16 protein-coding genes are annotated in these 22,088 nt (G+C 72.9%); 9 read left to right on the top strand and 7 right to left on the bottom strand.

Going from position 1 to position 22,088, the window contains the following annotated elements; genetic code table 11:
- Nucleotides 1-287: 287 nt before the first annotated feature.
- Nucleotides 288-1,577 (top strand): helix-turn-helix transcriptional regulator, encoded by a 1,290-nt coding sequence (locus tag JK361_RS18245; RefSeq protein ID WP_201819124.1) that lies wholly within the window; start codon nucleotides 288-290, stop codon nucleotides 1,575-1,577.
- A 172-nt stretch (nucleotides 1,578-1,749) separates the two neighbouring features.
- Here the strand turns inward: JK361_RS18245 and JK361_RS18240 are convergent, their stop codons facing one another.
- The 5 genes from JK361_RS18240 to JK361_RS18220 all read right to left on the bottom strand — a co-directional run bounded on the left by JK361_RS18240 (nucleotide 1,750) and on the right by JK361_RS18220 (nucleotide 9,055).
- Nucleotides 1,750-2,928, bottom strand: coding sequence for an alpha-hydroxy-acid oxidizing protein (locus JK361_RS18240; RefSeq protein ID WP_201819121.1), 1,179 nt, complete (start codon nucleotides 2,926-2,928; stop codon nucleotides 1,750-1,752).
- A gap of 306 nt (nucleotides 2,929-3,234) precedes the next feature.
- Nucleotides 3,235-5,631 carry a glycoside hydrolase family 65 protein gene (locus JK361_RS18235; RefSeq protein ID WP_201819115.1) on the bottom strand — a complete coding sequence of 799 codons (2,397 nt, stop codon included), beginning with the start codon at nucleotides 5,629-5,631 and terminating at the stop codon, nucleotides 3,235-3,237.
- Nucleotides 5,628-6,371 (bottom strand): beta-phosphoglucomutase family hydrolase, encoded by a 744-nt coding sequence (locus JK361_RS18230; RefSeq protein WP_201819113.1) that lies wholly within the window; start codon nucleotides 6,369-6,371, stop codon nucleotides 5,628-5,630. Before JK361_RS18230 ends, JK361_RS18235 begins: the two co-directional genes overlap by 4 nt.
- Nucleotides 6,372-6,670: 299 nt before the next feature.
- Nucleotides 6,671-7,990 carry an MFS transporter gene (locus JK361_RS18225; RefSeq protein ID WP_307787267.1) on the bottom strand — a complete coding sequence of 440 codons (1,320 nt, stop codon included), beginning with the start codon at nucleotides 7,988-7,990 and terminating at the stop codon, nucleotides 6,671-6,673.
- A gap of 243 nt (nucleotides 7,991-8,233) precedes the next feature.
- On the bottom strand, nucleotides 8,234-9,055 hold the full coding sequence (locus tag JK361_RS18220) for a DeoR/GlpR family DNA-binding transcription regulator (RefSeq protein WP_201819111.1): 822 nt from the start codon (nucleotides 9,053-9,055) through the stop codon (nucleotides 8,234-8,236).
- A 328-nt stretch (nucleotides 9,056-9,383) separates the two neighbouring features.
- Here JK361_RS18220 and JK361_RS18215 point away from each other — a divergent pair, with 328 nt between their 5' ends.
- The 4 genes from JK361_RS18215 (at nucleotide 9,384) to JK361_RS18200 (ending at nucleotide 14,445) form a co-directional block, all read left to right on the top strand.
- On the top strand, nucleotides 9,384-11,072 hold the full coding sequence (locus JK361_RS18215) for an FGGY-family carbohydrate kinase (protein WP_201819109.1): 1,689 nt from the start codon (nucleotides 9,384-9,386) through the stop codon (nucleotides 11,070-11,072).
- Nucleotides 11,065-12,597 (top strand): FGGY-family carbohydrate kinase, encoded by a 1,533-nt coding sequence (locus JK361_RS18210; RefSeq protein ID WP_201819106.1) that lies wholly within the window; start codon nucleotides 11,065-11,067, stop codon nucleotides 12,595-12,597. Before JK361_RS18215 ends, JK361_RS18210 begins: the two co-directional genes overlap by 8 nt.
- Nucleotides 12,594-13,199, top strand: coding sequence for a histidine phosphatase family protein (locus tag JK361_RS18205; protein ID WP_201819104.1), 606 nt, complete (start codon nucleotides 12,594-12,596; stop codon nucleotides 13,197-13,199). The genes JK361_RS18210 and JK361_RS18205 overlap by 4 nt, the downstream gene beginning before the upstream one ends.
- Before the next feature lie 202 nt (nucleotides 13,200-13,401).
- Nucleotides 13,402-14,445 carry a 2-hydroxyacid dehydrogenase gene (locus tag JK361_RS18200; protein WP_201819102.1) on the top strand — a complete coding sequence of 348 codons (1,044 nt, stop codon included), beginning with the start codon at nucleotides 13,402-13,404 and terminating at the stop codon, nucleotides 14,443-14,445.
- Nucleotides 14,446-14,499: 54 nt separating this feature from the next.
- Here the strand turns inward: JK361_RS18200 and JK361_RS18195 are convergent, their stop codons facing one another.
- Complete coding sequence (locus tag JK361_RS18195) at nucleotides 14,500-16,212, bottom strand: MFS transporter (protein WP_201819101.1); 1,713 nt, start codon at nucleotides 16,210-16,212, stop codon at nucleotides 14,500-14,502.
- A gap of 250 nt (nucleotides 16,213-16,462) precedes the next feature.
- Here JK361_RS18195 and JK361_RS18190 point away from each other — a divergent pair, with 250 nt between their 5' ends.
- Together JK361_RS18190 and JK361_RS18185 are read left to right on the top strand one after the other, a co-directional pair.
- Nucleotides 16,463-17,236, top strand: coding sequence for a TetR/AcrR family transcriptional regulator (locus JK361_RS18190; protein WP_201819099.1), 774 nt, complete (start codon nucleotides 16,463-16,465; stop codon nucleotides 17,234-17,236).
- A 110-nt stretch (nucleotides 17,237-17,346) separates the two neighbouring features.
- Nucleotides 17,347-17,757 carry a VOC family protein gene (locus JK361_RS18185; protein ID WP_201819098.1) on the top strand — a complete coding sequence of 137 codons (411 nt, stop codon included), beginning with the start codon at nucleotides 17,347-17,349 and terminating at the stop codon, nucleotides 17,755-17,757.
- 161 nt (nucleotides 17,758-17,918) lie between these two features.
- On the opposite strand, the gene JK361_RS18180 is transcribed toward JK361_RS18185, so the two are convergent.
- Nucleotides 17,919-18,488, bottom strand: coding sequence for a TetR/AcrR family transcriptional regulator (locus JK361_RS18180; RefSeq protein WP_201819097.1), 570 nt, complete (start codon nucleotides 18,486-18,488; stop codon nucleotides 17,919-17,921).
- 102 nt (nucleotides 18,489-18,590) lie between these two features.
- On the opposite strand from JK361_RS18180, the gene JK361_RS18175 reads away from it, so the two are divergent.
- Both JK361_RS18175 and JK361_RS18170 read left to right on the top strand, forming a co-directional pair.
- Complete coding sequence (locus JK361_RS18175) at nucleotides 18,591-19,574, top strand: aldo/keto reductase (RefSeq protein ID WP_201819096.1); 984 nt, start codon at nucleotides 18,591-18,593, stop codon at nucleotides 19,572-19,574.
- A gap of 356 nt (nucleotides 19,575-19,930) precedes the next feature.
- On the top strand, nucleotides 19,931-22,051 hold the full coding sequence (locus JK361_RS18170; protein WP_201819095.1) for a SpoIIE family protein phosphatase: 2,121 nt from the start codon (nucleotides 19,931-19,933) through the stop codon (nucleotides 22,049-22,051).
- Nucleotides 22,052-22,088 lie beyond the last annotated feature (37 nt).

Here is a 22,088-nt window from a genome sequence, read left to right as displayed (position 1 = left end):
CGGAGCCCGGGGTGCGCCGGCCGCCCGCCCATTCCGGTTCTCGTTCCAGCGAAGCAGTCCGGTTGCCCGCCCCACGCCGTGCCGAGCGTGAACGTCTCAGGCAAATGCCTTACTGGGGACAGCGGTTGGCGTTGTGTGAAGGTCCGGTGATGTGCCCGTGCCCGGCGCCGGCCCGGATGCGCCGACATCCGGCCTGTCCCGGGGGATCCGGCATGCCGAGCCGCCTACGGGACACGCATGATGTGTCACGCAAAGTGATGTCCGTGGAAAATTGAAGGAGTTGAGCCGTGGACGAGGCCGATTTCAAGACTCTGCTCGCGACGCTTCCGGTGTCCTGGTGGGAGGCCGACGGCGGCTCGGGACTCGTCGAGAGCGGGGGCGGCGCCTTCGCGGACGAGCGCACCGCGCGCCGCTTCCTGGAAGCCCTGAGCACCGGTCGCGGCGGCTCCTCGGCGTTACCCGGCGACGGTCCCTGCCAGGCACGGTTCGAAGGCCGCACCTTCGACGTCAACCGGTCGGTCCACGGCGACGGGGCGCAGCGCCGTCGCAGCCGGGGAGTCGCGGTCGAGGTGGGCGGCGCGCCGCCCGGCCCGGGGGCGTACACGTCGTTCGCCGATCTGAGCCCCGCCGCGGTGTTCGTCCGCGACGCCGACGGCCGCTACGTCTGGGCCAACCACGCCTACGCCCACCTGTACGGCACCACCCGCGACCACCTGATCGGCCGGCACCTGACGGAGACGGACGGTCCCGACGACGCGGCCCGCTTCCTCGCCCTGGACGAGGAGGTCCTCAGCGCCGGCCACTCCGTGCGGCACACCCTCGTCTACCGGCGCCCGGACGGCTCCCCCGGGCACGCGGCCGGCTACCGCTTCCCCGTCAGCTGGGGCGCGCTGCGCTGCGTGGCGGGCATCTACGTCGACATCACCGAGTACACCCACGCACTCGACCAGTGGCGTCAGGCCGAGGAGGATCTGCGTGCCCTGCGGGACCACAGCGGTCTGCCCTGTCTGCGTCTGTCCGCGGACGGCGTGGTCGGCGAGGCCAGCGCCGCCGTCGCCGAGGTGCTGCGGGTCCGGCTCCGTGACCTCATCGGATCGCCGGCCGACAGCCTGCTGGCCGAGACGCCCGAACGTGCCGCGCTCCACCGGATCTGGGACGACCTCATAGGCGGCCGGCGCAGAAGCGCGCGCACCAGCGCCGTGCTCGTCGACGGGGAGCGGCGCCGGCGCCGGGTCTGGGTCCATCTGAGCGCCGTGCGCCGCAGCGGGAGCTGGGCGCCCGACGTATGGGCGGTGATCACCCGCCTCGGCCTGAGCCACGAGCCGTACCCCGCGCTGACCGCCGCCCAGGTGCGGATACTCGCCCTGCTGGCCGCCGGGCACAGCAACGCCGACATCGCCGAGGCGCTGCACCTCTCCCGGCAGACGGTCGACTACCACCTGAGCCGCCTGCGGCACCTCCTGGGGGGCGCGACCCGTCCGGCGCTCGTCGCCCGGGCCTATGTGCTCGGCATTCTCTCCCCGCACGCGTGGCCGCCCCGTTCCAGCACGGCGGCACACCCGCTCAGCCCCGCCTGACCGGTCGCGCCGTATCACTACCGGGACCGCACCCGTGTCACGGCCGAGACCGCACCCGTGTCACGGCCGGGACCGCTCCCGAGTCGCCGCGGGGACCGCTCCCGAGTCGCCGCCGTCGACCCCGGTGCGGCGTGTCACCTCCGGCCCGGCACCCCGGTTCCGGCGGCACTCCTCAGTTCCGGTGGAGCGCGCCCTCGGTGCGCAGGTCGGCGAGGGTCGGGTAGCCGTCGACGGCCATGATCAGGTCCGCCTCGGCCAGCAGCGACCGCAGGACGTGCACGATGCCGTCCTCGCCGCCGACCGCGAGCCCGTACGCGTAGGGCCGGCCCACGCCGACGGCGGCGGCGCCCAGGGCGAGCGCCTTGACGACGTCCGCGCCGGAACGGACCCCGGAGTCGAAGAGCACCGGCAGCCCGTCCGCCGCCGCGACGACGCCGGGCAGCGCGTCGAGCGCCGCGAGGCCGCCGTTGGCCTGCCGGCCCCCGTGGTTGGAGCAGTAGACCGCGTCCACCCCGCCGTCCCTGGCCCGGCGGACGTCCTCGGGGTGGCAGATGCCCTTGAGGATGATCGGCAGGTCGGTGAGCGACCGGAGCCAGGGCAGGTCGTCCCAGGTGAGCGGGTTGCCGAAGACCTGGACCCACTCCAGGACAGCGGCCCGCGGATCCTCCTGCGGCGCCTTTGCCAGTCGGGCGCGGAACACCGGATCGGAGGTGTAGTTCGCCAGGCAGTGGCCGCGCAGCTGAGGGAAGTTGCTGGCCGCGAGGTCACGCGGCCGCCACCCGGTGACCCAGGTGTCGAGCGTGACGACGATGCCCCGGAAACCCGCGGCCTCCGCCCGGTGCACCAGACTCTCGGCCAGCGCACGGTCCTTGGGCGTGTACAGCTGGAAGAAGCCGGGCGTGTCCCCGAATTCCGCCGCCACCTGCTCCATCGGGTCGACCGTCAGCGTCGAGGCCACCATCGGCACCCCGGTCCGGCGGGCGGCGCGTGCCGTCGCCAGGTCGCCGTGCCCGTCCTGCGCGCACAGCCCGATCACCCCGACCGGCGCCATGAACAGCGGCGAGGGCAGCCGCAGGCCGAACAGGTCCACGCTCATGTCCCGCCGGTCCGCGCCCACCATCATCCGCGGCACGAGCCCCCACCGCTCGAACGCCGAGACGTTCGCCCGCTGCGTGAACTCGTCCCCCGCCCCGCCGGCCACGTACGACAGCACCGGCGCCGGAAGCGCGGCCCGCGCCCTCGCCTCCAGCTCCGCGTGCGTCATCGGCATGCTCGGCAGTACTCCGAACAGCCCCTCGAAGTAGATCTCGTTCTGGTAGTCGCCGTACTGCCCGCCGAGGTTCGCCTGCATCGTCGTCCCAGCCCTTCCGAGCACCGCTGCCGGGGCCCTCCCGGCCAATGGCCGCTCCCACCCTGCCGACCGAACGGGCCCACCGCCAGGTCCCGGTCAGCGGGCGACCATCCCGAACTGTCGCCACGGACGATCACCCGGCCTCCGGCGCGGGCGACGGCCCGCCGCCCTCGGACCGACGCGAACACCGGTTCGCTGTCGGGGATCTGGCGTGGCTGCGCCCCTTCGCGTGTCAGGGACTCGGCGTGGTTTCGGCGTGCGCCTCGGGTCCGCGGCGGGCGTCCGGAGCGTGTTCCGTGCCGGGTGCTACTCGTGCGACTCCGCCGAGGGCTCCTCCCCGGTGAGCAGGCCCTCCGGGTGGCGGCCCGGGGGCTGCTGGGGTTCGGGACGTGCGGGAGCCGGCGGCACCAGGCGTTCCACCGGCGCCTCGGTGGTCACCGTCACCGTCTCCCCGTGGTGCAGCACCTCCAACGGCTCGCCCTCGACCAGCTGATAGCGCGCCCGGGACCGGCCGATGTCCACCTTCAGCCTGCGTCCGCGCATCAGCACGGTGAACGCCACCCTGGACAGCGCCTCGGGCAGTCGCGGTGCGAACGAGAGCCGGTCCGGCTGCCCCGCCCCGCCGACGTGGCGGCGCATGCCCCCGAAGCCTGTGACCAGGGCCATCCAGCTGCCGGCGAGGGAGGCGATGTGCAGGCCGTCGCGGGTGTTGTGCTCCAGGTCGTCCAGGTCCATCAGGGCGGCCTCGCCGAGATAGGCGTAGGCCAGCCGCAGATGCCCGGTCTCGGCGGCGAGCACCGCCTGGCAGCACGCCGACAGGGACGAGTCCCGGACGGTCAGCGCGTCGTAGTAGGCGAAGTTCCTGGCCTTCTGCTCCTCGGTGAAGATGTCCGGGCACTCCAGCATCGCCAGCACCAGGTCGGCCTGCTTCACCACCTGCTTGCGGTACAGATCGAAGTACGGGTAGTGCAGCAGCAGAGGGTAGTGCTCGGGCGGTGTCGCCTCGAAGTCCCAGCGCTGGAAGGACGTGAAACCGGCCGACTGCTCGTGCACGCCCAGGGACTCGTTGTACGGCACCGCCATCCGGGCCGCGGCGTCCCGCCAGGCGGCGGCCTCCTCCTCGTCGGCCCCGAGTTCCGCCGCCCGGTCCGGGTGGCGCACCGCCACGTCCGCCGCGGCCACCAGGTTCTGGCGGGCCATCAGGTTGGTGTACAGGTTGTCGCGGGAAAAGGCGCTGTACTCGTCCGGGCCGGTGACACCGTCGATGTGGAAGACGCCCTCCGCGTCGTGGTGGCCGAGTGAACGCCACAGCCGGGCGGTCTCCACGAGGAGGTCGAGCCCCTCCCCGCGTTCGAAGTCCTCGTCCCCGGTCACCACGATGTACCGCACGACGGCCCCGGCGATGTCGGCGTTGACATGGAAGGCGGCGGTACCGGCCGGCCAGTAGGCGGAACACTCGGCGCCGTCGATGCTCCGCCAGGGGAACGTCGCTCCCGCCAGCCCCAGTTGACGCGCGCGATCCCGCGCCGCCGGCAGCGTCCGGTGCCGCCACCTGAGCGCGGAGGCGACGGTCTCCGGCGCGGTGTACGTCAGCACCGGCAGCACGTACGACTCGGTGTCCCAGAAGGAGTGCCCGTCGTACCCGGTCCCGGTCAGGCCCTTCGCGGGAATCGCCCGGTTCTCGCCGCGGGCCGCCGCCTGGAGCACATGGAAGAGGGCGAACCGCACCGCCTGCTGGATCTGCGCGTCGCCCTCCACCTCGACGTCCGCGCAGGCCCAGAAGCGGTCCAGGTATGCCCGCTGAGCGGCGAGAAGCCCGTCCCAGCCGGTGCTGACGGCACCCGCCACCGCTCCGTCCACCTGATCGTGGACGGCCGGCAGCGATCGTTCGCCCGACCAGCCGTACGCCACGAACTTGACCAGCCGCAGCGGCTGTCCGGGCACCAGGTCCGCGGTCACCGTCAGCCGGCTGACGTCGGGCTCGCTCTGCGCCGTCCAGCGCGTGCTCCCGGGTCCCTCGACGATGTGGTCGGCCGCCGCCGCCACCCGCAGCCTGCTGCGGTCGGTGCAGTGCACGAGCCGCAGCCGGGTGTCCTGCGCGAAGTGCTCCTCGGGCACCAGCGGGGACCCGGTCGCCGCGGCGACGCGCGGGTCGCCCTCGAAGCGCGGCAGCTGTTCGTTCGCGACCAGCTCGGACTGCACGGCCACCGTGGTCGGACCGTCGACCGGCTCGACCTCGTACACGATCGCGGCCACCGCGCGCTGGGTGAAGGAGACGAGCCGGCGCGAGGTGATCCGGACCGTCCGGCCGCCGGGCGAGGTCCATCGCGCCGTCCGGCTGAGGACACCGGAGCGGAAGTCCAGGACCCGCTCGTGCGCCAGCAGCCGGCCGTACCGCAGATCGCACGGGTGGTCGTCGACGAGCAGCCGGATGACCTTGCCGTCGGTGACGTTGATCATCGTCTGGCCGGACTCGGGATACCCGTAGCCCGCCTCGGCGTAGGGCAGCGGGTGCCGCTCGAAGACGCCGTTGAGGTAGCTGCCGGGCAGTCCGTGCGGCTCGCCCTCGTCGAGGTTGCCCCGCCAGCCGACGTGCCCGTTGGAGAGCGCGAACACCGATTCGCTCTGCGCGAGTACGTCGAGGTTCAGCTCGGTCTCACGCAGGCACCACGGCTCGACCGTGAAGCTGGGATGAGTGATCACCGGGCCTCCAGGAGTTCGGCCAGGTCCCGCACCACCACATCGGCCCCGTGCGCCCGCAGCTGCTCCGCCTGGCCCACCCGGTCGACCCCCACGACCACGCCGAACCGTCCCGCCCGGCCCGCCGCCACACCGGCGAGGGCGTCCTCGAACACGGCCGCCTCGGCCGGTTCCCTCCCCAGGGCGCGGGCCGCCTCCAGGAAGGTGTCCGGGGCGGGCTTGCCCCGCAGCCGGCGCTCGTGGGCCACCACGCCGTCGATCCGCTCGTCGAACAGGTCCTCGATCCCGGCCGCCACCAGGACGTCCCGGCAGTTCGCGCTGGACGACACCACCGCGCAGCTCAGTCCGGCCGCCCGTACGGCGTGCACGAAACGGACCGAGCCCTCGTAGGGTTCCACCCCGTCTTCCCGGATCCGCTGGAGCACCAGGACGTTCTTCCGGTTGCCCAGCCCGTTCACGGTCTCCGCCTCCGGCGGGTCGTCCGGCGCTCCCTCGGGAAGGCTGATGCCGCGGGCGGAGAGGAACGTGCGCACCCCGTCCTCGCGGGGCCGCCCGTCCACGTACTCGTCGTAGTCGTGCACCGCGTCGAAGGGCACGAACGCGGCCCCTTCGCGGGCCGCGCGCTCGCGGAGATAGCCGTCGAACATCTCCTTCCAGGCGGCCGCGTGCACTTTCGCGGTTTGGGTGAGCACCCCGTCGAGATCGAACAGACAGGCACGGACGTGAGCAGGAAGCCCCAGCATGCCGCCGAGGCTAGAAGGCGCGCGCGGCCGACGGCGGCAGCCCGCCGCCCCGGCACGCCGGAAGGCACCCGCACGGCGCTCCGCCCACCGGCCCGGGGAGAACCACCGGGCCGGTGACATGGCCGGCTCGGGCCGCGGGAGCGGCTGGTGCGCCGCGCCCCCGGACAGCACCCGCGCGTGACCGCCCACGGCGACCCGGCCCACGGTTCACCGACCACATGCGGGACCGCCGACGCGCACCGCCCCACCCGAAGGCGGCGGAGCGGTGCGCGTCGGCGGACGGCTGCCCTTCCGGGCGGCTATCCCCTCCCGGCCCTGGCCGGTGCCGGTACCGCGCGGACGCCGGACGCGGCGGCCTGGTCGGGCAGGGTGAGGAAGAGGGTCATGGCGGCGCTCGCCAGATAGAGCCCGGCGAAGATCCACATCACGCCCTGGACGCCGAGCGGCCCGAGGAAGAGCGCGACCACGGCCGGGCCGACGAAGGTGCTGGCACCCGCGCCGAGATTGAGCGCCGACATCGCCTGGCCCTTGTGCTCGGGCGCCAGGCAGGGCATGAGCGCGGACAGCGGCACATAGCCGGCGAGCGTGGCACCGAAGAGGCTCACCAGCACCATGGCCAGCGGGAAGTCGTCGCCGGAGGCCACGGTCCCGTAGTAGAGCAGGAGCGTGGTGACCGCGCAGCCCACCCCGCCGAACCAGGCGACGGTGCGCTGCCAGCCGAGGCGGTCGCCGACGAGGCCGAAGAGCAGGTTGAAGAAGATGTTGGTGGCGAACATCGCCGACAGCAGGCGCAGCCACTCGGTCAGGGAGAAGCCCAGCGTGTCGGTGAAGAAGACCGGCAGGAACACCAGGAAGCCGAACTGCGCCGCGGTGTTGACGGTGCGCACCACCGCCCCGACGCCGATGCGCGGCCTGCGCCAGACGATGGACAGCGAGCCGAGCAGCGTGGCCACCGGCCGCTCACCCGCGGGCGCCAGCCGGCTCCGGCCCGTCGGCTCGCGCACGAGGAACAGCGCGATCAGGCCGCCCGCGACGACCAGGACCAGGGCCAACCACAGGGTGCGGTACGTGCCCACCCACGGCACCGTGAAGCTGGCGACCAGCGAACCGAGGGTGGGCAGCCCGCCCGTGAAGGCGAACCAGAACCAGCCCACGGCGGAACCGAGCCGGTGCCGCGGGGTCACCGCCGTCACCCAGACCAGGAAGCCGTAGGCGAAGAGCGGATAGCCGAAGCCGCGCAGACCATAGCTGACCATCAGCAGCCAGTAGTGGTGCGCCGGGACCGCGAGGCCGAGGAAGGCCACCTGGAGCGCGGCCCAGATGCCGAGGCCCAGCATCATCACGCGGCGCGGGCCCCACAGGTCGGAGAGCGCCCCCGAGAACCACGCGGAGACGCTCGCCGTGACGCCGTACACGGTGAACAGCAGCGCGACGCGTTCCTTCGAGATTCCCTCGTCCAGCAGATAGGGCGAAAGGAATCCCGATTCGACACCGTCACCGATCATGAAGACCAGGACACCGAGAAAACCCCAGGAAAGGGCCTTCGGAATGCCGATGCGGTCCAGAAAAGCGGGTGATTTCGTCACGGGCACGGAATGCGGATCCACGGGGACGGACACGGCGGCCACCTTCTTGCGGAAACGGGGAGAGCGGAGTGCCGAACGGCGTGGCACCGATGAAAAATCCGCAGCGGGGCGGGGTCAATCCGTCGGAGGGAAGACCTCGCGGGCCGTGTCGCCCCTGGCGTTAAGTCGTCGTCGCGGCGTTGTGCGGGAGGGCCGGGTGCGGGCAGATAGCCCCTGGTCAGACGGTTGTGCGGGGCGCCGTACGGGGAGGCGCGCCGAGTGAGGACCGTGTGATGTTCACGTGGCGCCGTGCGGCCGCGGCGGGCCGGCCGCCCCGGTGACCGTGCGGACGTGGACGCCGTTGTCGCGCAGCCGCCGTACCTCCGCCGCCGGCGCCGCGTCGTCGACGAGGACCAGGTCGAAGTCGGTGAGCGGAGCGAGCGCGTACAGGCCCTGGTTGGCGAACTTGGTGTGGTCGATGATCAGTACCCGCCGCGAGGCGGCCGCCATCATCGCCTGCTTGACCTGCACCGTCTCGGGCGACATGTGATAGCAGCGGCCTCCGGTCACCGCCGTCGTGGACATGAACAGCACATCCGCACGGAACGCCTGCACGCTCTGCGCCGTGTGCGCGCCCATGAAGGCGTCGTAGGCCGGGAAGTAGGTGCCGCCCAGCGCGACCAGTGCCACGCCGGGCTCGTGAGCCAGCGCCGAGATGGCCGGGAGCGAGTTGCTGATCGCCGTGATGGGGGTGTGGTCCGCCAGATGCCGGACCAGGTTCAGGCAGGTGGTGGAGTCGTCGATCATCACGATCTGTCCGGGCGCGAGTTCCTCGGCGGCGGCACGCGCCAGCGACTGCTTGGTCTGCGCCATCGTCGTCAGGCGCTCGCGGGTGCTGCCGTGGAACTGCGTCGAGGGCAGACAGCTCGCACCGCCGCGCACCTTGCGCAGCCACCCCTGGGCCTGGAGAGCGTCCAGGTCACGGTGGATGGTCATGACGCTCACCGCGAACTCGGCCGCCAGCTCGGCGGTGCGCACGAACCCCCTGCTCGTGACGAGTTCACGCAGCCGGTTCCGGCGCTCCTCCTGGGCGTCCGTACGGGCGTCGACACCGGTCATGGCAGCCCCTCCTTCCTGAGTGCCTGCGGCTCACCGTCACATCGGACGGGAAGGGACGAGAAGAGGCTTGTGAAAATCCCACATGAACGTAACACGGCCCCGACCTGGCCGGTGCCTGTGCGAGCGGCGCCCTGGCGGGGCGGTGCGCCCGGTCCGGCGGGAGACTTAACACGAGGCCGGGGGCCGGGCACGGGATAAGTCACCCGAGCGATTGACGCCCCTTCGGACAGGCGTTTCCCTGATTTCGCGAGCCGCCCGTGACTGGACCGCTCGATCCGACGGTCCGGTCCGTGGGCGCGGCCTTTGTGAAGGGGCAGGTATTGCAGTCATGTCGGTTCTCACCATCGACGTCGGAACCTCCGTCATCAAATCCGTCGTGTTCGACGACCAGGGTCAGGAGTTGGCGGTCTCCCGCATCGGCACCGAGGTGCTGCGGCCCCGTCCCGGATGGGCGGAGCAGGACATGGACGCGGTGTGGAACGGGGTCGTCTTCACCGTGCGCAGCGCCCTGTCCCGGCTCGGCCCCGGCCGGGACCCGGTGTGGCTGGTGAGTTTCACCGCCCAGGGCGACGGCTGCTGGCTCGTGGACGGCGACGGCCGCCCCACCGGACCGGCGGTCCTGTGGTCCGACGGGCGCGCCGGCGACCTGCTCACCCGCTGGCAGGCCGACGGCGTCCTGGAACAGGCGTTCCGCCGCAACGGCTCGCTCACGTGCAGCGGCATGCCGAACGCGGTGCTCAGCTGGCTCGCCGCGCACGACCCGGAGCGGCTGCGGCGCTCCCGCAGCGCGCTCACGGCGGCCGGCTGGCTGTTCCTGAAGTTCACGGGAGTCACCGCCGTGGACGAGTCCGACGCCTCCGCGCCCTTCCTCGACCATGCCACCGGCGCCTACGACCCGGTGATCCTCGACCTCTTCTCCATGCGGTGGGCCGAGCCGCTGCTGCCGCGCATCCTCGGCGAGCACGAGCGCATCGCCGAGATCACCCACCACACCGCCGCCGAACTCGGCCTGCCCGCGGGGCTGCCCGTCGTCATGGCCCCCTACGACATCGCCGCCACCGCCCGCGGCGCCGGAGCCGTCAGCCCCGGCCAGGCGTGCGCCATCCTCGGCACCACCCTGTGCACCGAGATCGTCACCCGCGAACCCGACACCGGCGGGGAGCCCTGCGGCATCAACATCGCCTACCGCGGCCGCGAACGCATCCTGCGTGCCTTCCCCACTCTCTCCGGCACCGAGGTCCTCGACTGGGCCTGCCGCACCCTGTCCGTCCCGGACCCCGCCCAGCTCGGCAGGCTCGCCTTCGGCACCGGACCGGGCGCGGGCGGGCTGGCGTTCCTGCCGTACCTCTCGCCCGCCGGTGAACGTGCCCCGTTCCTCGACCCGCGCGCCCGCGGGTCCTTCTGGGGCCTGTCCCTCGACCACACTCCCGCCCATGTCGCCCGCGCCGTCTTCGAGGGCCTGTCCCTCGTCGTCCGCGACTGCCTGGCCGCCTCCGGGACCGACGTCCACGAACTGCGCCTGTGCGGCGGCGGATCCGCCAGCGACGCCTGGTGCCGACTCATCGCGGACGTCACCGGGGTGCCGACGGCCCGCGGTGCCGACACGGAACTGGGTGCCAAGGGCGCGTTCCTGACCGGACTCGTCCTCACCGGGGCGGAGAGCAGCATGCACAGCGCCGCCGCCAAGTACGTGCGGATGCGCGCGAACTGGCAGCCGGACGCCGAACGGGCCGCGTTCTACGACGGCCTCTACGACTCGTACCTCACCTGGCGCGCCGCCGCCCGCTCCCTCGGCTGGGCACCGGCACCCACGGCCGGACCCGCACCGGCACCTACGGCCGGACCCGGACCCGCACCTACGGCCGGACCCGGACCCGCACCTACGGCCGGACCCGCACAGGCCCCCGCACCCGCGGCCGGACCCGCACCCGCACCCGCCCCCGCGGCGCGGCCGGGCGCCGCCCCCGCCGTACCGGCCGAGTCTCCCGCCGGCACCACGGAGGCCCCGCATGTCTGACGCCCTGTCTCCCGACGCCGTCCACCTCGGACTCGATCTCGGCACCCAGAGCGCCCGCGCGGTCGCCGTGGACGGCACCGGCCGGCTACTGGGCGCCGCCTCCCGTCCGCTGACCGGCCACCGCGACGGCGTACGCCACGAGCAGGACCCCGAGCAGTGGTGGACCGCGCTCGCCGCCGCCTGCCGCGAGGCCCTGACCGGCATCGACCCGCGCCGGGTGCGCGGCCTGGCCGTGGACGCCACCTCCGGGACCGTGCTCCTCGCCGACGCCACGGGCAACCCCCTCACCCCGGGGCTGATGTACGACGACCGTCGGGCCGACTCGTACGCCGAGCGCGTCAACACGCGCGGCGCGCGGGTGTGGGAGAAGCTCGGCTACCGCGCCATGCAGCCGTCCTGGGCACTGCCGAAACTGCTCTGGCTGCTGGACGGCCCGGCCGGGCCGACCGGGCCGACCGGGCCGGGCGGACGGGGCGTCCCGGCGGGCACCCGCCTGCTGCACCAGGCCGACCTGATCACCTGGCGGCTGGCCGGACACCAGGTCGCGAGCGACGCCAGCCACGCCCTGAAGACGGGGTACGACCTGATCGACGAGCGCTGGCCCGAGGCCGAGTTCGACGCGCTCGGCGTCCCGGCAGGCCTGCTGCCCGACGTCGTACGGCCCGGGACGGTGCTCGGCACCGTGTGCGCCGCCGCCGCGGAGGCGACCGGCGTCCCCGCCGGCACCCTCGTCACCGCCGGCATGACGGACGGCTGCGCGGCACAGATCGGCGCCGGGGCGCTCACGCCCGGCGCCTGGAACTCCGTGCTGGGCACCACCCTGGTGTTCAAGGGGGCGAGCCCCCGCCTCGTCCGCGATCCCGGCGGGGTCGTCTACTGCCACCGCGGCCCCGGCGGCACCTGGCTGCCCGGCGGTGCCTCCAGCAGCGGCGCCGGCGTCCTCGCCGACCGGTTCCCCGGCGCGCGCCCCGCCGACCTCGACGCGTTGACCGCCCGGGCCGCCGCGACCGGTTCCACCGCCGTCGTCTACCCGCTCGTGGGTTCGGGCGGCGAGCGCTTGCCGTTCCGGGCCCCCGAGGCCGAGTCCTTCGTGCTCGGCGAGCCCTCCGGCGACGCGGAGGAGTTCCATGCCTGCCTGCTCGGTGTGGCCTTCGTCGAACGGCTCTGCCTCGACTACCTCGACCACCTCGGCGCTCCCGTCGACGGCCCGCTCACGTTCACCGGCGGCGGCGCCCGCAACCGCTACTGGTCGCAGCTGCGCGCCGACGTGCTCGGCCGTGTGGCCCGGCTGCCGGAGCAGGCCGAGAGCGCCCTCGGCATGGCGGTGCTCGCCGCCACCGCCTCGGGTGCCACGCTGGGGGCGGCCGCGGGCGCCATGGTGCGGCTGCGCGAGGAACTGCGTCCCGACCCCGCCCGCACCGCCCGACTGCTCCCCGTCTACCTCGACTTCGTCGACGCGCTGGCACGCCGCGGCTGGCTGGACCAGGCCGTGGCCGACCACGCGCGCGGAAAGGCCCGACAGTGACCGACTTCGTCCTCGTACGCCACGGGGAGACCGTGTGGCACGCGGAGAACCGTTACGCGGGCCGCACCGACGTGCCGCTCACCGAACTCGGCCGTCGGCAGGCCGCCGAGCTGGGGGACTGGGCCACCGGGCAGCGCCTGGACGCCGTGCTGTGCTCACCGCTGTCCCGGGCCCGGCTGACCGCCGAGCCCGCGGCGGCCGCGCTCGGCCTCACGCCCTGGGTCGACGAGCGCCTGTACGAGGTGGACTTCGGCCGTGGCGACGGTCTCACCCGCGCCGAGATGGCGGAGGCGTTCCCCGAGGCACTCGCCGGCTTCCTCACCGACCCGGTCGCTCACCACCTGCCCGGCGGTGAGCATCCGGCCGCGGCGGCGACCCGCGCGATCGACTGCCTGGAGGAGGCCGCGCACAAGCTCCCCGACGGGCGGGTCCTCGTCGTGGCCCACTCCACCCTGCTCCGCCTGGTGCTGTGCCGGCTCCTCGGCATCCCCCTCGCGCACTACCGCCAGGTCTTCCCCGCCCTCCACAACGGTGCGCTGACCGAACTCCGGCTTCAGGACGGCCGGGCCTCACTGCTCCGCCTCAACGCACCCGTCCGCTGACCGCGCCCGCCGGACCTCGGCGTATCCGTCCGCGGCCTTCGCCCGCCCGGCTTCGACATCTTTTGCCGCCGCCCTCGCCCGCCGGGCCTCGACACATCCGTCCGCCGACGCTCGCACCCGAGCCTCGACGCATCGTCCGCCGACGCTCGCACCCGAGCCTCGACGCATCCTCCGCCGACCCCAGCTCTCCGGGAGAACCACCGTGCCCACCACCGTCCTCGCCGCCGGCGACCACTTCGTCCTGCCCGAGCTGCTCGAACAGGAACTGCGCGCCGCGACGCCCGCCGGCACCGAGCTGGACGTCCGGCAGCTGCGACTTCCCTGGCCGCACACCCCGTTCGGCAAGGTCGCCGAGGTCGACGAGGCGTCCGGGACCGAGGAGGAGATGATCGAGGCACTCAGCGGCGTGCGCATCTGCGTCACCCAGATGGCGCCCCTCACCGAACGGGTGCTGGTCGCCTCGCCCGAACTGGAGCTGTTCTGCGTGAGCCGGGGCGGTCCGGTCAACGCCGACCTGGCGGCCGCCACCCGGCACGGCGTCGCCGTCTGCTACGCCCCGGGCCGCAACGCCGTCGCCACCGCGGAGCACACCCTCGCGCTCATCCTCGCCGCCGCCCGCCGGATCGGCGACGTCCACACCGACCTCAAGCAGGGCAGGTGGCGCGGTGACTACTACGACTACACCCGCTGTGGGGTCGAGATCGACGGCTCGGTCGTGGGGCTGGTCGGCTTCGGCGCGATCGGCTCGCGCGTCGCCGCTGTGCTGGCCGCCATGGGGGCCACGGTGCTCGTCCACGATCCGTACGTGCGGCCGGAAGCGGTACAGGGCGTCGCCCGGCTCGTTTCGCTGGACGAGTTGCTGAGCCGCTCCCGGATCGTCTCCCTGCACGCGCGGGTGACGGACGAGACCCGGGGCATGATCGGGCGGGACCGGATCGAGACCATGCCGAGGGGGGCGGTCCTCGTCAACTGCGCCCGCGGCGCGCTGGTCGACTACGACGCGGTGTGCGACGCGCTCGACTCGGGCCGGCTGGCGGCCGCCGGCTTCGATGTGTTCCCCGCCGAACCGGTACCGGCCGGCTCACGCCTGCTGACCACCCCCGGAGTCGTGCTCACCCCGCACATCGCCGGCGCCAGCCGCGAGGTCGCCCACAAGGCCGCCCGGATCGTCGCCGCGGAGGCCGGCCGCTTCCTCCGCGGCGAGCCGCTGGCCCACTGTGCCAATCCCGGGGCCCTGAGCAGCTGACAGGGCGCCCCGGCAGGCAGGGCGCCCCAGCTGCCGGCCGCTGCCGGCGCGGTCTCAGTGACCGGCGGATCCCTCGGGGCGCGCGTGGCGCGGCAGGAGGAACGCCAGCAGGAAGGTCAGGGCGAGCAGAGCGTCCACGATCCACAGCACCGACTTCATGACGGAGCCGAAGCCGCCGCGGAAGGCCGACGACGCGGTGTCCTCCAGCGCGGCGGGTATCCGGGCACCGGCCCGGGGCGAGGTCAGGGCGGACCGGGTGTCCTTGTCCAGCCGCGTGCAGGATGCCGGGGTCGCCTCCGGATCCTTGGCGACGGCGCGGTCCGCGGCGCACGCGCGCAGATCGGTCACGATGTGCTCCCGGGCGGCGGGCGCGACGTGCGCGGCGGCCAGCTCCCGTCGCAGACCGTCCGAGCGGTGGTCGACGGCGTCGGCGATCCCGCCGCCCAGCAGACCGAAGAACACGGTGCCGAGGAGCGCCACCCCGAAGGCGCCGCCGAGCTGCTGCATCGCGGTCATCGTGCCGGACGCCGAGCCCGTCTCGTGCTGCTCGACGCTGGAGAGCACGATGTCGAAGAACGGCGCCATCAGCAGGCCCATGCCGATGCCGGTGACGAGCAGGGAGGGCACCAGCTGCCAGGGGCCGACGCCGTCGCCCACCATGTCGAGGGTCAGCCACACACCGAACACGCCGGCCGCCATGACCAGCGTGCCCGCCTGGAGCACCGCCCGCCCGAACCGGGCGACAGCCTGGGCGACGCCGAAGCCGACGACCATGCCGCCCGACCAGGGGACCATCAGCAGGCCCGCCTTGAGCGGGGCGTACCCGAGGCCGATCTGGGCGTAGAGGTTGAAGACCAGCATGAAGCCCTGCATGGTCGAGAAGAAGACCAGCCCGAGGGCCATGCCGCCGCTGAAGCCGCGCTTGCGGAAGAGGCTGGGCACGACCAGCGGGTCCCGGCCGGCCTTGCTGAGGCGCGACTCGTAGACGCCGAAGGCGACGAAGACGAGCACCGAGGCGGCCATCATCGCGAACGTCCAGCCGGGCCAGTCGTACTCGCGCCCCTGGACCAGCGGGAAGATGATGAGCAGCGCGCCCAGCGACACTAGGAGCATCCCGGGGATGTCCAGACGCGGCTTGCTCGCGGACCTCGTCCTCGGCAGGTAGCGCAGGGCGCCGAGCAGGGCCGCGGCGCCCAGCGGCAGGTTGATCAGGAAGATCATCCGCCAGCCGGTGCCGAAGTAGTCGGCGTCCACGAGCCAGCCCGCCAGGATCGGCCCGCACACCGCGGACAGCCCCATGACCGGGCCGAACAGGCCGAAGGCCTTCTGGGACTCCTTCGGCGGGAACATCTCCTTGATCATGCCGAGGCCCTGCGGCAGCATCACCGCGCCGAACAGCCCCTGTACGACGCGTGCGGCGATCAGCATCGCGGGCGAGACGGATATCGCGCACAGCAGCGAGCCCACGGTGAAGCCGGCCGCGCCCACCAGGAACATCCGGCGGCGCCCGTGGATGTCCCCGAGCCGGCCCCCGGTGACGAGCCCGACGGCCATGGAGAGGGTGTACGCGGCGGCGAGCCACTGGAGGGTGGAGGCACCGCCGCCGAGGTCGGCCCGCATGGCGGGGCCGGCGATGTTCGTGACCACGGCGTCGAGGAGATCCATCACCTCGGCCGCGAGGATCACGAAGAGGGCAGCCCAGCGCCGGCGGTAGGGCGCCGGCGTGTCGGCGGGCGTCTCGACGGACGCGACACCGGTCGTGGACATCGGAACTCCTCGAAAGAAGGCCCGCGCCGCGATGGGCGACCGCGGGCGCGGCGGGACGTACGGATTAGCAGCGAACACTGTTCACCAACAGAACAGCGTTCACTGTAGCGGAACGGCGCTCGGCTGGAGAACGCTGTTCATCAAGATATAGCGCAATGCCAGGGCCTAGACAAGATATATCGCGTTTCTGAAGGCGGGTGAACGGTGCTCGCCGCGGAGAACATCGTTCTCCCGCACCTAGACTGTTCTCATGACCGACGACACCGCCGGCACTCCCGCAGCCCCTCCGCCGTCCCCTTGGGAGCGCGAGCGTCCCGCCCGTGCCCGCGTGGCCCCCGCACGGGAACCCCTCTCCAGTGAACGGGTCGTCGACGCCGCCTTCACCGTGCTCGACCGGCAGGGGCTCGACCGGCTGTCGATGCGCCAGGTGGCGGCCGAACTCGGCGTCGCTGTCTCGGCGCTCTACGCCCACGTCAGTTCCAAGGACGACCTCCTGGAGCTGATGTACGCCCGGCTCTTCGACAGCTTCGAGATGCCCGCACCGGACCCCGAGCGGTGGCGGGAGCAGGTGCGGGACTACGCCCGGTCCTGGCGGCACTGCCTGCTGGCCCATCGCGACATGGCCAGGATCTCCCTGGCCCACGTCCCCTTCACCGCCGAACTGCTGCCGCACGTCGAGGCGTTGCTCGCCGTCTTCCGCACCGCGGGGCTGCCCGACCGCATCGCGGCGGAGGCCGGTGACCTCATCTCCACCTACATCGACGGGTTCGTCCTGGAGGAGGGCATGTGGCGGGACCGGGCCGCGATGCACGGCGGTGACGCGTCCTCCCTGGCCCGCCCCGACTGGCGCGAGATGGCCGGCGAGATGCAGAACTACTTCGCGTCGCTGCCCGCCGAGGACTTTCCCCATCTGCGCGCCCTCGCGGGCCTCATGGTCACGGACTCCGCCGACGAGAGGTTCGACATCGGTCTGGAGATCATCCTGCGCGGCCTGGCGAGCTATCTGCCCTCACCGTCTGCGTGACACCGCCGGTAGGGGACGTGCGGGGGAAGGCCTGACGTCCGCAACGGTGTCGCGCTGCGCGGAGTGCTCCAGGGCCTGACCCGAAGCGGACCTTGTGGCAAGATCGCGGGATGCTACGACTAACCGACTTCATCATCGACTGCCCGGACACGATGAAGCTGGCGGCCTTCTACTCCGAGGTGACGGGGCTCCCGGTCAAGGAGGGCAGTGACGGGAACTGGGCCGGTATCCGGTTCGGCGAGATCGAACTGGCCTTCATCCAGGTGGAGGACTACCGCGCCCCGCAGTGGCCCGACAGCGAGCACCCCAAGCAGTTCCACCTCGACTTCGAAGTCGACGACATCGAGGCCGAACAGCGCCGCGTCCTGGCCCTCGGCGCGACCCTGCAACGGGACTGCACCGGCCCCGACGGCTACGGCTTCCGCGTCTACACCGACCCCATCGGCCACCCCTTCTGCCTCTGCCGCAACAAGGGTGTCGTCTGGACCGATCAGGGCCTCATCTGGCCCGAGCGCGACTAGCGGGCCGTATCGAAGCAGGTCGAGCCGTTCGTCGACGGCGGTGATGTGGACGGTGGCCCGGCGGCGGGCGGCGCGCCCGTCGAACCGGGTGGCCGCCGCCCGGCGGCGTTCGCTCCTTCCCGATCAGGACACGCCGCCGCTCACCTCGCTTCGAACACGCCTCAGGCGTCGGCGGCCTTCGGTCCGCTGATCCGGCGGGCGGTCTCGACGACCGCCGTGCGGTGGCGCGCCAGCCGCTCCGGTGGCCAGGGCTGCCCGGCCTCGTCCGCCCAGAACCAGGCCTGGGCGGCGGCGAGGACCATGGTGAGGAGATCGGCGGGCTCCATCCCGGGGGTCAGTTTCCCGCGCCGCTGTGCGTCCGCCACCTGCGCGGTCTTGCGCCGGAGGGCCTCCGCTTCGGGCTCGGTGGCGGCGGGGCGTTCCAGCAGCTTCCACAGCCGCAGGCGCATGAGGTCCGGCCGGGCCACGAGATGGTCGAAGATCGCGCCGGCGTATCCGGGCAGGTCGTCGGCGTCGAACGGCACGGACTCGGCGCCCGCCTCCATCGCGCGTCGCAGCACCTCGTCGAACAGCTGCTCCTTGTTGCCGAAGTAGGCGTAGATCAGCCGCTTGTTCGCCCCGGCGGTCTCGGCGATCCGGTCCACCCGGGCTCCGGCGATGCCGTAGGCGGCGAATTCGGCGAAGGCGGCGTCGAGCAGCCGGGCCTTGGTGGCGTTGGAGTCCCGTGGCATGCTCGCCACCCTAGCAAGTAACTACCTAGTTATTGACACTGGTGTCCGGAAGGTCTACCGTCCTGTATCTATCCAGTTAGTTACTGAGTTGGAGGAACCCTCATGGAACATCGTGCACTGGGCGGCCAGGGCCTGACCGTCGGCGCCCAAGGGCTGGGCTGCATGGGCATGAGCGCCTTCTACGGCGCCACCGACGAGGCCGAGTCCCTGGCCACCGTCGACCGCGCGCTGGAGCTGGGCGTCACGCTGCTGGACACCGCCGAGAGCTACGGGCCGTTCGTCAACGAGCAGCTCGTCGGCAAGGCGCTGGCCGGGCGCCGGGAGGCGGCCGTGCTCGCCACCAAGACCGGCGTGGAGATCACCGACGACGGCCGCGCGCTCGGCCTGAACGGCCGGCCCGAGTATGTGCGCCGGGCCCTCGAACGCTCGCTGCGGCACCTGGGAACCGACCACGTCGACCTCTACTACCTGCACCGCATCGACCCGGACGTGCCGATCGAGGAGACCGTCGGCGCCCTGGCCGAGCTGGTCGCCGCGGGCAAGGTCCGCCACATCGGAGTCTCCGAGGCGTCCGCGCGAACCATTCGCCGGGCCCACGCCGTGCACCCGCTCACCGCCGTCCAGACCGAGTACTCGCTCTTCGAACGCGGCATCGAGCACGACGGGGTGCTCGACACCCTGCGCGAGCTGGGGATCGGCCTGGTCGCCTACTCACCGCTCGGGCGCGGCTTCCTGTCCGGTGCCATCACCGGCCCCGACGACTTCGCCGAGGACGACTGGCGCCGCACCGACCCCCGCTTCCAGGGCGAGAACTTCGGCCGCAACCTCGACGTCGTCCGGGAGGTCCGCCGTATCGCCGCCGCCAAGGACGTCACCCCCGCGCAGCTGGCGCTCGCCTGGGTCCAGCACCAGGGCGCGATCGCCATCCCCGGCACCAAGCGCCGCCGCTACCTGGAGGAGAACGTCGCCGCGACCGCGGTGACCCTCACCGCGGAGGACCTCGCCGCCATCGAGGCCGTCGCCCCGCACGGTGCCGTCACCGGCGACCGCTACGCACCCGAGCTGATGAACACCCTCAACGGCTGACAGCCACCCCCTCCGCCGCCGGCCCGCGGGCCGGCGAGGGCCGAGACCCCTGCCGACGGGTGCCACCGCCGCCGACCGAGTGCCATGCGGGCGTCCGTCCGGCACCGTCGGCGGCACTCCGGGGTAGACGTGGAGTGATGAACGGACGGCGAGGTGATGTCACACGGAACAAGGGTCACCCGGAAGGCGGGCATCGGCTTCGGTCACGGCGCACTCCCCGGCTCGCTGCCCTGGCCGTCCCAGGCCTCGTGCCTCATCGTGGAAAGGGCTGCTGATCTGCGGGTAATCCGTTTCGCCCGACCCGCGGGGCGAGGCGGACGCGCCGATGAGGCCGGCGGAGGGAAGGAGCGCGTGCGATGAGGCGAGCGAAGCAGCACCCGGAGCGGGCGGATCCGCTGGCGGGTGCCGCGGCGGACCCGAGCGGGCTGATGGACCTGCTGGGCGTCGCCGCGGTGCTGTTGGAGGCCGACGGCAGGATCGACATGTGGAGCCCGCAGGCCGAGGAGCTGTTCGGTTACGCCCGCAGTGAGGCGGTCGGGCAGTACGCGGCGCCGCTCCTCCTCCACCCCGAACACCACGACGCGGTGATCACACTGTTCGCCGAGGTGATGGAGACCGGGCGGGGGTGGGCCGGGGCGTTCCCCGTCCGGCACAAGGACGGCAGCACCCGCATGATCGAGTTCCGCAACATGCGGCTGACGGACAACCTCGGCGACCACTACGCCCTGGGGCTGGCCACGGACCGGAACACGCTCCGGCAGGTGGAGCGCGAGCTGGCCCTGTCCAACCGGCTGGTCACCCAGGCGCCGATCGGGCTGGCCGTCCTGGACACCGATCTGCGGTATCTGGCCATCAACCCGGCGCTGGCCGCCATGCACGGCGTCCCCGAGCCCGACCACGTCGGCCGGAGCTTCCGCGAGATCCTCCCCGGCGAACCCTTCCGGGGGGCGGAGACCGTGATGCGGCACGTCCTGGCCTCGGGCATCCCCGTGGTGGAGCAGCAGGTGGTGGGCCGCACCGCCGCCGATCCGGAGAACGAGCACGCCTGGTCGCTGTCGGTCTACCGACTGGAGGACCACCACGGCCAGGCACTGGGCATCGCCACCGTGGTGGCCGACGTCACCGACCGTTACGAGGCGGCCAAGAAGGCCGACCAGGCCCAGCGGCGCCTGCGCCTCATGGCCAACAGCTCGGCCAGGATCGGCACCACTTTGGAGGTGGAGCGCACCGCCCGGGAACTGGCCGACGTCGTGGTGCCCGACCTGGCCGACATGGTCGCCGTCGACCTCCTGGACTCGGTCCTCCAGACGGGCCGTACGGACGTCGAGGAGGGCCCGGCGCTGTTCCGCGCGCTGGCGGTGAAGACCGCGTACCCCACCGACGCCGCCCAGGCGATCGTTCCCCCGGGCCGCCTGACGACCTACCACGCCGACCACCCGGCGTCCCAGTGCATCCGCACCCGCCGCCCCCTCCTGATCGCCCACCTGGAGGGCCGGGAACTCTCCCGGGTCGCCGCCGACTCCGAGGCCGCCCGCCTGCTCGCCCGGGCCGGCGTCCACACCGACATGGCCGTCCCGCTCATCGCCCGTGGACAGGTGATCGGAGTCATGGGGCTGGCCCGCGCCCGCAACCCCCTGCCGTTCGACGAGGACGACCTCACCCTCGCCTGCGAGCTGGCCTCGTCCGCCGCGCTGAGCATCGACAACGCCGTCCTGCACCAGCACATCCGCAGCGCCGCCGAGACCCTCCAGCGCAGCCTGCTCCCGCAGCTCCCGCCGCGGCGGCCCGGCCTCCAGGTCGCCGCCCGCTACCGGCCCGCCCAGGCCTTCCACGAGGTCGGCGGCGACTGGTACGACGTGATCCCCCTCGGCGGCGACCGCACCGCCCTCGCGGTGGGCGACGTCATGGGCAGCGGCATCCCGGCCGCCACCACCATGGGCCGCCTGCGCACCGCCACCTCCACCCTGGCCTACCTCGACCTGGAACCGGCCCGGATCCTCACCCACCTCGACAAGATCACCCGCGACCTGGACCCCTACATCGCCACCTGTGTGTACGCGGTCTACGACCCCCACCGCGCCCAGCTGCACGTGGCGTCCGCCGGCCATCTGCCCCCGGTCCTGGTGCGGGCCGACGAGCGGCCGGAACTCCTCGACCTGCCCACGGGCACCCCGCTCGGCGTCGGCGGCGTCCCCTTCGAGACCACCACCCTCGACCTGGCGCCCGGCGACCGCCTCGTGCTGTACACCGACGGACTGGTCGAGACGCGCCACGACCCCATCGACGAACGCCTGCAAGACCTCCTCGGTCTCCTGGCACCGGCGGACCGGTCCGTGGAGGAGACCTGCGACCGGCTCCTGCGGCAGCTGCGGCACCCCGCCGACCACGACGACGTCGCCCTCCTCGTCGTCTGCGCACAACCACTCACCGCCACGGACCCGTCGTCGGCGGCGGCGGCCGTGCACACCGAGACCTGACCCCCGGGCGCCGGCGTGCCCGACCCGCAGGACGCCG

Origin of the sequence: Streptomyces musisoli, from assembly GCF_016741855.1 — a bacterium.
GTDB classification, from domain to species: Bacteria; Actinomycetota; Actinomycetes; order Streptomycetales; family Streptomycetaceae; genus Streptomyces; species Streptomyces musisoli.
The sequence above is the reverse complement of the archived record's forward strand: the minus strand, read 5'-3'. Positions and strand labels throughout refer to the sequence as shown.

Coding starts and splice junctions, on each gene's coding strand:
- JK361_RS18240 (WP_201819121.1), bottom strand. CDS start 2,928: ATGCAGGCGAACCTCGGCGGGCAGTACGGCGACTACCAGAACGAGATC.
- JK361_RS18230 (WP_201819113.1), bottom strand. CDS start 6,371: ATGCTGGGGCTTCCTGCTCACGTCCGTGCCTGTCTGTTCGATCTCGAC.
- JK361_RS18220 (WP_201819111.1), bottom strand. CDS start 9,055: ATGACCGGTGTCGACGCCCGTACGGACGCCCAGGAGGAGCGCCGGAAC.
- JK361_RS18215 (WP_201819109.1), top strand. CDS start 9,384: ATGTCGGTTCTCACCATCGACGTCGGAACCTCCGTCATCAAATCCGTC.
- JK361_RS18210 (WP_201819106.1), top strand. CDS start 11,065: ATGTCTGACGCCCTGTCTCCCGACGCCGTCCACCTCGGACTCGATCTC.
- JK361_RS18195 (WP_201819101.1), bottom strand. CDS start 16,212: ATGTCCACGACCGGTGTCGCGTCCGTCGAGACGCCCGCCGACACGCCG.
- JK361_RS18190 (WP_201819099.1), top strand. CDS start 16,463: ATGACCGACGACACCGCCGGCACTCCCGCAGCCCCTCCGCCGTCCCCT.
- JK361_RS18185 (WP_201819098.1), top strand. CDS start 17,347: ATGCTACGACTAACCGACTTCATCATCGACTGCCCGGACACGATGAAG.
- JK361_RS18180 (WP_201819097.1), bottom strand. CDS start 18,488: ATGCCACGGGACTCCAACGCCACCAAGGCCCGGCTGCTCGACGCCGCC.
- JK361_RS18175 (WP_201819096.1), top strand. CDS start 18,591: ATGGAACATCGTGCACTGGGCGGCCAGGGCCTGACCGTCGGCGCCCAA.
- JK361_RS18170 (WP_201819095.1), top strand. CDS start 19,931: ATGAGGCGAGCGAAGCAGCACCCGGAGCGGGCGGATCCGCTGGCGGGT.